General features: G+C 49.9%; 7 protein-coding genes. 1 reads left to right on the top strand and 6 read right to left on the bottom strand.

Going from position 1 to position 11,125, the window contains the following annotated elements:
• Positions 1 to 39: 39 nt before the first annotated feature.
• The 6 genes from melA to L6H70_RS12920 form a co-directional block, all read right to left on the bottom strand.
• Positions 40 to 1,545 (bottom strand): alpha-glucosidase/alpha-galactosidase, encoded by a 1,506-nt coding sequence (gene melA, locus L6H70_RS12895; RefSeq protein WP_236333632.1) that lies wholly within the window; start codon positions 1,543 to 1,545, stop codon positions 40 to 42.
• A gap of 110 nt (positions 1,546 to 1,655) precedes the next feature.
• Positions 1,656 to 2,582, bottom strand: coding sequence for an AraC family transcriptional regulator (locus L6H70_RS12900; protein WP_236334036.1), 927 nt, complete (start codon positions 2,580 to 2,582; stop codon positions 1,656 to 1,658).
• A 218-nt stretch (positions 2,583 to 2,800) separates the two neighbouring features.
• Positions 2,801 to 4,855 (bottom strand): methyl-accepting chemotaxis protein, encoded by a 2,055-nt coding sequence (locus L6H70_RS12905; RefSeq protein ID WP_236333634.1) that lies wholly within the window; start codon positions 4,853 to 4,855, stop codon positions 2,801 to 2,803.
• Between the two features lie 98 nt (positions 4,856 to 4,953).
• A complete protein-coding gene (locus L6H70_RS12910; RefSeq protein WP_236333637.1) occupies positions 4,954 to 5,802 on the bottom strand; it encodes a sugar ABC transporter permease in 849 nt (282 codons plus the stop codon).
• Positions 5,799 to 7,112 carry a carbohydrate ABC transporter permease gene (locus L6H70_RS12915; RefSeq protein WP_236333639.1) on the bottom strand — a complete coding sequence of 438 codons (1,314 nt, stop codon included), beginning with the start codon at positions 7,110 to 7,112 and terminating at the stop codon, positions 5,799 to 5,801. Before L6H70_RS12915 ends, L6H70_RS12910 begins: the two co-directional genes overlap by 4 nt.
• A 115-nt stretch (positions 7,113 to 7,227) precedes the next feature.
• Positions 7,228 to 8,565, bottom strand: coding sequence for a sugar ABC transporter substrate-binding protein (locus L6H70_RS12920; RefSeq protein WP_236333640.1), 1,338 nt, complete (start codon positions 8,563 to 8,565; stop codon positions 7,228 to 7,230).
• A 796-nt stretch (positions 8,566 to 9,361) separates the two neighbouring features.
• Between L6H70_RS12920 and L6H70_RS12925 the strand changes: the two genes are divergently transcribed.
• A complete protein-coding gene (locus tag L6H70_RS12925; protein WP_236333642.1) occupies positions 9,362 to 11,107 on the top strand; it encodes an alpha-glycosidase in 1,746 nt (581 codons plus the stop codon).
• The last annotated feature ends 18 nt before the right edge of the window (positions 11,108 to 11,125 follow it).

The following is an 11,125-nucleotide window of genomic DNA, read 5'->3' on the forward strand; positions in this document are numbered from 1 at the left end:
GGCCGGAAGCTGATTCTCTATACTGGCCCATTCTATATACTAGCGTACTTTTTCCCGGTCCTTGCCCTTATCGGATTCACCGGCGTTTTTATTCGCGGCAGCGCGATCGAGCTGCATTTCTTCCACGGACTTCACCTTTAGCCTGGCCGCCCCTTCATTATCCGTCCGGGTAGGAATCAGGTTGCCTGATGCCAGCCGCTCTTTGGCTTCGGCAATGGCAACTGCATACTGCGGCAGCCACGGCTCTCCAGCGACAAGCATCTCATCCACCATCTGCCAGATTTCCGGCGGACTACAGACCGCGCCGACCAGCGGGTCCATCATGAATGCCTGCCGCAGCAGCTGATCATCGCCATGCACGGCGGCTTCGACGGCGAGCCGCTGTACAGATATGCTGACATTGCATACCGCAGCCGGTCCGAGCGGAAGTTCACCGACCAGTGGCATGGAGATGCCATTATGGTCCACATAGCCTGGTGCTTCGATCACCGCATCCTCCGGCAGATTGGAAATCACGCCATGATTCACCACGTTGAAATGCCCCCGGTAGACGCGGCCAGTCTCAAGTCCTTCAATAATATATGAGCCATGCTCTTCCCCTCGGTTCTCCGCTGTGTATTCCAGTGCCGGCTCTTTCATCCAGTTAGGAAAATCAGTCTCGAACCAGTTACGCCCTTCTGTACACACCCGCAGGTAGCCGCCTGTCTCTCCGTTAATCCAGCTTCCCAGATCAATCCAGTCCATAATTTCAGCGCTGCGCTTTCGGTACCAGGGTACATACTCGCTTAAATGTCCGTTCGATTCCGTACTGTAGTACCCGAACCGGCGCAGCATATCGATCCGCACTTTTTCGGTACGGCTGAATTCCGGATGCTGCTCAAACGCCGCAAGCAGACCTGCCGTCAGATCCTTACCCTGATGCTTCGCAGAGATGTACCAGGTCTGGTGATTGATCCCGGCGCAGATAATATCTACCTCAGACTTCTCCAGCCCATAGACTTCGGCAATCTGATGATGACCGTGCTGCACACCATGGCATAAGCCGATCGTACGGACCCCGCCGTATTTATTGCAGGCCCAGGTCAGCATCGCCATAGGGTTCGAGTAATTAAGCAGCAGGACATCCGGGAGAGCGACTTCCCGGATATCCCGGCAAATTTCCAGCATCTCGGCGATCCCCCGCTGCCCATACATAATGCCGCCCGCACACAGCGTATCCCCTACGCATTGATCCACCCCATACTTCAGCGGAATATCCACATCCGTTGCAAAAGCCTCCAGCCCGCCCATGCGGATTGTGCAAAATACGTACTTGGCATCCTTCAGCGCTTCTCTGCGGTCCGTAGTTGGTTTAATCTGTATAGACAGTCCATTCTCTGTGATATCCCGCTGGCACAACTCGGTGACCATCTGCAGATTATGGCTGTTAATATCCATGAAGGATACTTCAATATCGCGGAATTCCGGTACTGTCAGCAGGTCGCGCAGCAGTCCGCGGGTAAACCCAATGCTCCCAGCCCCGATGAATGTGACTTTAAAAGACATGGCTATCAGCCTCCGTAAGTGGATTGGTTATTCCTGTCCATTGTAGCAAGGAGGCGAAGGGAAGCGTAACCAATATCATGACCACTTTCCGGGCAGGGTGTCAACAATTCTCACCTTTCATCTGAAAAGCGGGTGATGTCGCTCCAGGAGTAGCGCTCGATGGAATTACGGTATTCGACTGGAGTCATGCTGGCATACTTTTTGAACAGAAGATGAAAATACTGCCTGCTGCTGATGCCGACATAATCGGCGATATCTGCAACCGGAATTTCACTTTGCGCAAGCAGCATCTTGGCCTTCTCCATCCGCAACATATTCAAATAATCGGTCAGGGTACGGCCCGTCTGCTTCTTAAAGATCCGGTGCAGATATCCGGTATGCACATTTACGGCTGCCGCGATCTCCTTGACCTGGATGCTGTGGTCATAGTTCTGATGCAGGAATTCAATGGCTCTTCGCACATAGAGCTGTGAGGGCTGCTGGCTGGCAAGCAGCCGTTCCCGGTGCAGCCTGGAGATTCGCAGCAGCAGCTCAGCAAACAGCAGCCGGACCATACTTCCTCCGTCCTTGCCGTGCTGATCCAGTTCCAGCACCAGCGCTTTAAGCACATGTAAGACTTCCTCCGGATCAGCCAGCACCAGGCTCGTGAAGGGATTCCGCAGCAGTTCAGCAAGAGACTCTTCCTCCTTGGCGAGCCTGCTTAGCGAAGGGGCCACACCTGCATAGTCCGCGAAGCCGAATTCCACATTCAGCATCCGGCAGGCATTGTCCTCTTCAACAATCAGCCTATGCGGAACATTAGCATCGAGCATAATCAGCTCACTGCGTTTCAGGATGAACCGTTCCTCGCTTCCTGAACCGCTGCGCACATCCACCGCACAGCTTCCGGAGATAACATACATGATTTCCGTCGAGTTATGCTGATGGTAAGGCATCGTGTAATGATTCCACTGTTTATAATAGTAGGCAAAAAAATGCGGACTGTACTCTCCCTCCAGCAGCTGCGGTTGAAAGAGGCTTCCATTAAGCTCCGGCAAATCCTTCACTCCCTTCCACTTGGCGGTAATAGGTAATTTAATTACACCGGTCCGGCTTCAATAGGACTAGTGTATCCTGTGATATGTTTCCCGGCAAGAAGCGTCCCGGCAGACAAGCAAAACCTCCGCGCTTCCGTAAATGAATTACGGTACGCAGAGGCTTGGTTAACGTTCATTTGAAATTAGCGGATACCACCATCACTACGCTATATGGCAGTTTATCCCTGAAAAGATACGAGCGATTGCTGCAAATTCTCAGCCAGCTCTTCCAGCTTCGCCGAGAGAGCTACGAGCTCTTCGCTGACAATGAACTGCTGTGAAGACATCGAAGCCACCTCCTGTGTGGAAGCGCTCGTCTGCTGCACCACCGAAATCACACTAGCCATGGATTCACCAAGCTGGCGCTGGAAATCGTTCAACTCAGAGACAGAAACGGAGGATTGGCTGATCAGCCCAAGGAATTCTTCCATCTCCCCCCGTACGCTTTCAAAAATAACCGAAGATTCCCGTACTGACGTAATCTGCTCGCGGAACAGCGGGCCAGCCTCACTCACAACCTTGACTGTATTATCGATATGGCGGCTAATTTCTTCTGTAATTCTGGACACCGATTGAATAGACTCGTTGGACTGGTTAGCCAGTCCCCTGATCTCATCGGCAATAACGAGGAATCCTCTCCCAGCCACCCCGGCACGGACGGCTTCAATAGAAGCATTCAGTGCTAGAATATTGGTCTGCTTGTTAACCGCAATCATCGGGCTGAGAATACTGCGGATCAAATGCGTGCTCTCCTGGAGCATCGCAGAGTTCTCCTGAATCAGTTCCATCATCTGCATGGTAGATTCACTTTGCGTGACAAGATTTTTCATCAGCTCCGCACCCTGGTCACTTACCGCTATTACCCGCTCCGCCGAGTTATCCATGATCGAGTTAATCTTAGCCACCTCGTTCATTTTTCCGCCCATCAGCTCCACATTGCGGTTGCTGCTCTCCGCTTCAGCTGCCAGACTCGCTGCCCCCTCGGCAATCTCACCCGTTGCTGCGGCCACCTCTTTGGCATGGGTTGAGGTAGCACCGGAAGCCTTGACCAGCTGCTCCGAAGTTGCCAGCACTTCCGTCGCCGACAATCCGCTTTGACCAGCGAGCAGAGAGATCTGCTCCATCATTCTATTGAAGCTGTGTCCGACCCGCCCGATTTCGTCCTGGCCTTTAAAATTCGTCCGCACCTGCAGATTGCCCCGCTCGCCTTCTTCCATCAGACTGGCAAGCTTGCCCAGCGGACGGCCGATCAGGCGAACCAGTACATAACCAATCAGCAGTGCAATTAAGGCTGCCGCCAGCACAACGGATAATGTAATGTAGAGCAGCCTGTCTGCTGATTTGGTAAAATCACTGACCGGCGCATAACCAAGAATCGTCCAGTCCGCCGTTGCCAGCGGCTGGTATACAACCAGTTGGGATACGCCCTGCTCGTTGTCTGAGGTGAAGGAATGCTCCTCACCCGCTGTCTGTCCAGCATCCACCTTTATGTATGAAGATTGCCCAAGCAATTCATTATCCTTACCGTAGACAATGTTCCCCGCAGGGTCAAGAATGCGGATTTCTCCGGTCTCCCCGATATGCAGGTTAGACAGCACATCCGTTAAGGCACTGCCCTTAATCTCAATCAGCATATAATACTCTGCTTCAGGGTTCTGGATATTGCGCAGCAGCCGGCCCATAGTCATGGAAGACTCGCTGTAAGAATCAAAGAACCCTTTGGCCCGAACCGGGAACCATACAGGATTTCCTTTGCCTGCATCAATCTCCTTCATTCTCGCCTGAATCCCTTCATCACTGCGGACCGCACTGATTCCGGTCGATTTGTAGGATTCTGCATCCACCAGGCTTTTAGATACGAGCCGGATTGCCATTAGCCGCTCATCAGAGCCTCTTACGGAATCGAGCTTGCGGCGGATCCGGTCCTCAGCGGCAACCTTGGCGACAGTTCCGGCTGCTGCATTATTCACCGTCTCCATATCTGCCTTCAGGATGGAATCGACAGCAAATTGTCTGGAAAGCGCTTCATACTCTGCGAACAGAAAATCCAGCTTGTCCGCTGCCTGCACAACCGACTGGGAGGAAGCAGCAGCAACCTCGTCTGTAATAATTCCTTTGGCGGTATAGTAAGAGGTTAATCCAAGGACTGAGGATAACAAGACAATCGTACAGAAGAGAATGACAAACAATTTGACGCCCACTGATTTGAATCTGAACTTTTGCTGCCCTTTCATTACGTTCTCTCCTCTTAGCAAAATAAAAAGGCACAACCCTTACTAGACTGCATAAAGGCTGTACCTTAGTTTTCATTGAAATGATGAACCCTACATAATTATCCTTTGCTGGCCCCTGCAGTCAAACCGTCTACCAGCATCCGCTGGAGGAAACCGAACAGGATCATGATCGGCACGGAGATCATTACAGCACCTGCAGCGAACAGCGTGAAGTTCGTATTCTGCTGGCTGTTGACCATATCCCACATCCCTACAGCAACCGTCCAGTTTTCCTTGGTCCGGAGTACCAGCTTCGCAAAGATGAAATCGACCCATGGGCCGACAAACTGCGTGAGCGCCATATACGTAATCATCGGACGGGACAGCGGGAGAATGATCCGGGCAAAAATCCCGAAGTTACTCGCTCCGTCGATCCGGGCCGCCTCATCCAGTGAACGCGGTATCGTATCCAGGAAGCCTTTGGCAATCAGTGTTCCGCCAAGCGGAGCACCTGCCGCGTACACAATAATTAGGGCCAAGTGTGTATCAAGCAGATTGAATTCCTTTAGCAGCAGGTAGATGGCAATCATACTCATGAAGCCCGGGAACATCCCGAGAATGAGCAGCGTCGACATTGTAGTTTTGCGGCTTTTAAACCGGAATCTGGACAGCGCGTAACTCGTCAGCAAGGTCAGCACCACACCGATCAGCATCGAAAACACTGCGATCTTCAGCGTGTTGGCGTACCAGGTGCCGAACATATAGACCGGCGAAGTAAACAGTTCTTTATAATGAGCCAGGGTAAAATGTTCGGGAATCAACGTTTTGCTGTACAACGATTTGCCCGGACGGAAAGAGGCCAGAAGAATCCAGAGCGCCGGATACAGCGCAGCAACCGCCAGCACGATCAGAATGATGTAGCTAACAGCCAGGCGAACAACGTTCGCAAGTTTGCGTCCTATATTCATTGGATCATGTCCTCCTCTTTAAATGACTTGGTCCGGCGGTAATTGTACAGGGAGAACCCGGCGACAATAATAAAGAGAATGATCCCAATCGCGGAAGCCATATTATTTTTGTTCTGATCTGCTGTTAATTTGTAGAGCCATGTAACCAGCAGGTCCGTTGAACCCGCGTACTGGTAGTTACCGTTGACCGGATTACCGCCTGTAAGCAGGTAAATCGCATTAAAGTTATTGATATTGCCGGCAAACTGCATGATCAGCGTAGGTGCAGTGGAGAACAGCACCATTGGAAGTGTGATAATCCGGAATTTCTGATAATTGGTTGCGCCGTCCACTTCAGCCGCTTCATACATATCGCGCGGAATGGTGGTCAGCACCCCCATAATAAGCAGCATGGATACCGGGATACCTACCCACATATTTACGATGATAACCGTCACTTTAGCCCAGAACGGGTCAGTCAGCCATGGCAGGCTGCCCATTCCGAAATAACCGAGGTACTGGTTAATCGGACCAAACTGCCCGTTGAACAGGTTGCGCATGAGCAGGAGGGAGATCATTTGCGGTACAGCATAAGGAACGATCAGGATAATTCTCCAAAAGCCTTTGAAACGGATGCCCCGCTGGTTTACCAAAAGTGCCACAAGCAAACCGCCGAAATAAGTGGTCACAGTTGAAAGAACCGCCCATACAATCGTCCACGTTAATACCCCATAGAAGGTATGGCTCCATGATTTCAGGAATAGCAGGTTGCGGAAGGTTTCAAAACCGACCCAGTCCACCAGTTTGGCCGGCGGAATATGATCAGGTGCGGCAAAGTTTGTAAATGCCAGCATGATCATGAAGATAATCGGCATAATGGTAAAGAACAGAATGCCCATTCCCGGAAGAATCAAAAAGCTCTGGGCAAATTTATAATCGAGGATATATCGTACCGTTTGTTTAAATGTATTCGACTCAAGACCGGCTTCGCGTTCAGCACCAGTCTTATAAGCATCTCTAATGTTCATATACCAAGCGATCAGAATGATTGCAAAAAACATCAGGGTAATCAGACTCTCAATCAGAATGACGATGGAGTGGTCACCCGGGACCATTTTGGCGATGCCTTTAACTTTTTCCAGACGGCTCGGAGAATCTCCAAGCGTGAAAATGCCCCAAAAGGCTCTTCCCAACTTATTAACAAAATAGATAAGGCTCAAGGCCTCTACAGCTAAAAAGATAAGTCCTTTAATGAATTGGCGGTTATATATTTGTCCCAATCCCATAAAAATAGTCGACAGTATTGCGGCTCTCGTACGGTGTCGCTGCATTTCCCTTCCGTTCTCCTCTCCGCGCGGAATTCAGGAAACTGCCCGCCGGTGAAGCTTCGGCGGGCGATTTGATTCCACAGTTTGCTATTGGTTGTTCCTTACTGGAATATCCGAATTACTTGGTAGCACCATTGTTAAGGTCTTTAATCTGTTGCACCGCTTTATCCATAGCCGCTTTAGGATCAGCGTTGTTATCCCAAATTTCCGGAAGGGCTGCATTTACCGGGCTCCATACGTTACCCATTTCTGGGATGGAAGGCATTGGCTGTGAGCTCTTAGCTTGTGCAGCAAATGCGGATACATAAGGATCGCTAGTGATTTGCGCATCTGCCAAAGCTTCGTTATTCGTAGGAACCGAACCAATCAGCTTGTTCAGTGTCAGCTGTGCATCTTTGCTGGAAGCAAAACGTGCATACAGCTTAGCTGCATTCGGATATTGAGTGTATGCGTTAACTGCGAAAATTTTGATACCGGAGAAGGTGATTGCTGTTTTGCCGTTGATTGTTGGAACCGGAGCGATTCCCAGGTTGTCGCCAAGCGCTTCTTTGTAAGCTGCAAGTTCCCAAGGACCAGTGATGTCCATAGCTACGTCGCCAGTGGTGAACAAGCTGCGTTTAATATCAGCGTTAATGTCGCCGCTCTTGATTGGCAGAGCTTCTTTCAATTTAGCAAATGCAGTCAGACCTTCGATCGCACCTGCGTTGTTCAGGCCGATATCGTCTTTATCTGTACCGTCTTTACCAAACAGGTAACCGCCGGTAGTCGCAATGAAAGTGTAGCCGTAGTACATGTTGCCGACTTCCCACATAATTCCGTATTTGTTCTTGGATTTATCAGTGAACGTTTTGCTGAAGGCAAGAACGTCATCGAAGGATTTAGGCGCTTCTTTTACAAGCGATTTGTTGTAGTAAAGGGCATAAGTTTCTGCTGCTCTTGGGTAACCGTACAATTCGCCGTCGTAGGAGGAACCTACGATTGAAGCTTCAGTATTTTCGGCTTTGGTCTGTTCACCAAAGATATCATTTGGAAGCAGCAGGCTGGCGCTTGCAGCTTTACCAAGGTTATCGTGAGGAATCAGGATAACGTCAGCAGCGAGGCCGGAAGGACCGTCCTGAGTCAGCTTACCCACTTGATCCGGTGGTGCTACCTCTTCAATCTTCACTGGAACGTTGTATTTAGCAGTAAACTGCTTAGCCATTTCTTCTGCAAAAGGTCTTTCTTCTTTACTTTCCCACACAACCAGAGAAGCACCGTCTTCCGGTACAATTTCATCAGTTGTTGCAGTAGCGTTGCCGCTGTTAGTAGCAGCCGCATTATCTGTTGCTGCCGCATTATCTGCAGGCGCATTTGTTGCTGCTGCATTTCCCCCGTTATTGTTGTTGTTGCCGCATGCTGTGATGGACATTGCCATTGAGAATGCCGCGGTGAGAACCATGAGTTTTTTCAACTTCATTACTTTAACCCCTCCCGATTTTGTATATCATTTTTGTGCTTAAGATGATGCTGCAGAACATGCGCAAACGATTTCAGAGGATCCAAAAAAAATGTGCCTATCTACGAACCATCCTTCTGAATACGCTTCAACAAGTTCTAGAAAGCGCTTCATTCCTAAATTCATAATACAACAGTCAGGTTAATTGTTAAAACGTTTGCACATAGTGTATTTGACCATATTCCGTTAAAATAAGAATGTAAGCAATATATCCCTTCCTTTTTCACACAATTACTCTTATTTACTCAGACTTACATACAACATTGAACACTTATTTGCCACTATCCCTATTCTTTTCCTTAAAATTGAGGTTGAAGGTACCGGTTTCCCTTTTTTCAAACGTACTTATCGCTTGTGAAGATTTGTGCAATGGTTTGTACAATAGTATTGAATGACCTAATATTCCGTGCTATAATCCAAACCATTATGAGCAGCCAGTCCTGCCGACAGCAGCAATCGAAGCATAGCCCCTTGTTCTAATACAATTAAAAGGCAATGTTACTGATCAGGGACAACCTCGGACACGCTTTTCGCTAGGGTTGTGCCTTTTTGCTATGGGCGGATTTCAGGTTCAATGTGTGCAAATGTGGCACAAAGCCAGTGCCTTGTCTGGCAAGGCATCCATTTCTGCGCCAATTCATCCTTATATCTCTATTTGATGAAAATGCTCACAAAACTTAAGTGTATGCTTCCGTAGCCGTTTTGTCCGAAGGAATTCATGGATGCTATGCTAACAAAACTTTTAGGAGGAATTATCATGTTATTAGAAGCAGTATATCACCGCCCGCGCTTAAATTGGTCTTATGCCTACGATTACGAAACCATCCACCTTCGCCTGCGCGCCAAAAAAGGTGATCTAACAGAAGTATTTGCCTGGGCCGGGGATAAATATGCATGGGATACTACAAAAGAGCTGATCCCGATGAAGCTTTTTACCAGCGATGCAATGTTCGATTACTGGGAATGTGAATCCGTTCCCCTGTACCGCCGGCTTAAATACGGCTTCCTGCTGCAAAAGGGCCACGAACGGATCTGGATGACCGAAAGCGACTTCCAAACCGAACGCCCCGCGAATCCAAACCGCCTCTTCGAATTCCCTTACATTAACCGCGGGGATGTCTTCACCCCTCCGGCTTGGGTCAAGGATGCGGTCTTTTATCAAATCTTTCCCGAGCGTTTTGCCAACGGGGATGCCAGCCTGAACCCGGACAATGTGCAGCCGTGGGGCGGAACGCCCACACCTGAGAATTTCTTTGGCGGAGACCTGCAGGGTGTGATAGATCACTTGGATCATCTGACAGAGCTCGGAATTAACGGAATCTATTTTACGCCTATATTTGCCGGCACCACTAATCATAAATATGATACCGAGGACTATATGAAGGTTGACCCTCATTTCGGCGATGTGGAGACCCTCAAAAAGCTCGTTGATGCTTGCCATGAACGCGGTATCCGCGTCCTGCTGGACGCCGTATTCAACCATTCCGGCAGAACCTTTGCCCCGTTCCTGGATGTGCTGGAGCATGGGGAGAACTCCCGCTACAAAGACTGGTTCCATGTCCGTGAATTCCCGCTTCAGGTAGTGGACAACATCCCGAACTATGATGCTTTTTCATTTGAGCCGCATATGCCGAAACTCAACACTGAGAACCCTGAAGTAAAAGAATACCTCCTGAAGGTTGCAGAATACTGGATCAAAGAGGTCGGTATCGACGGCTGGCGCCTGGATGTAGCCAACGAAGTAGATCACGGCTTCTGGCGCGAATTCCGCAAGGTCGTGAAGAGTGCCAATCCGGAAGCTTATATTCTAGGCGAAATCTGGCATGAATCTGCTCCTTGGCTGGAAGGCGACAAATTCGACGCCGTGATGAACTACCCGTTCACCGATGCCGTTCTGGATTTCTTCGTCAACAGCTCGCTAGATGCGGAAGGCTTCGCCAATGCAATCGGCAAACAGCTCTCACGCTATCCGCTGCAAGCCAGCGAGGTGGCCTTCAACCTGCTGGACAGCCACGATACGCCGCGCCTCTTAACCCTTGCCGGCGGCGACAAAAAGAAGTTCAAGCAGGCTGTGCTGTTCCAGTTCACCTTTATGGGCACACCTTGTATCTACTACGGAGATGAATTCGGTATGGACGGAGAGAATGATCCGGGCTGCCGCAAATGTATGGAATGGGATCCCGAGAAGCAGGACCACGACCTGTTCAGCTTCTACCGCAAGCTGATCGAAATCCGCGGCAATCATCCTGCACTGCGCAGCGGCTCCTTCACATTCCTTGAAGCCGGCCGCGATGGAAGCAAACTCGCCTTTGAGCGCAGCCTAGGCGATGAAGTCATTATTGTTCTTATGAATACAGAAGAAACCGCCCAGACCTTCCGGCTCGATGTAGAAGAGCGGGATTGGCAGGATCTGTTCACCGGCGATTCCCTGCGGGCTGAACGGGGCAAGCTCACCATCAAGCTTCCGGCGTATGGTTATACCGCCGTTAAAGCAATTCTGTAATCTCTTAACAAATACAAA

The sequence above is a fragment of the Paenibacillus auburnensis genome, assembly GCF_927798115.1.
In the GTDB taxonomy this organism is placed as follows: domain Bacteria; phylum Bacillota; class Bacilli; order Paenibacillales; family Paenibacillaceae; genus Paenibacillus_AQ; species Paenibacillus_AQ auburnensis.